Raw genomic sequence first — 277 nt, 5'->3', positions numbered from 1 at the left:
CTTCTGTTCCGCTACTGCCGGTTGTCGGCGAACAGCAGAGTGCCACCCAGACCGATCATCATCGCCCCGCCCGAGGCGCCCGCCATGGAAAGCCGCCGCGGCGACCCGGTGAACCAGCCCCGCGCGGCACCGGCCAGTAACGCCCACACACTGTCACAGGCGAACGCGACCGCGGTGAAAACCGCACCGAGCACCATCATCTGAAAGGGAACATTGCCCGCGCGGAAATCGACGAACTGGGGCAGGACGGCGACGAAGAAGACGATCGTCTTCGGAT

At 65.3% G+C, this 277-nt stretch carries 1 protein-coding gene; it reads right to left on the bottom strand.

The window, feature by feature from the left end; genetic code table 11:
* Nucleotides 1-11: 11 nt before the first annotated feature.
* On the bottom strand, nt 12-277 hold a 266-nt coding region (locus CUZ56_RS14950), incomplete at its 5' end, for a LysE family translocator (RefSeq protein WP_338056673.1).

Source organism: Saezia sanguinis, from assembly GCF_003991585.1.
GTDB lineage: Bacteria > Pseudomonadota > Gammaproteobacteria > Burkholderiales > Burkholderiaceae_C > Saezia > Saezia sanguinis.
The sequence above is the reverse complement of the archived record's forward strand: the minus strand, read 5'-3'. Positions and strand labels throughout refer to the sequence as shown.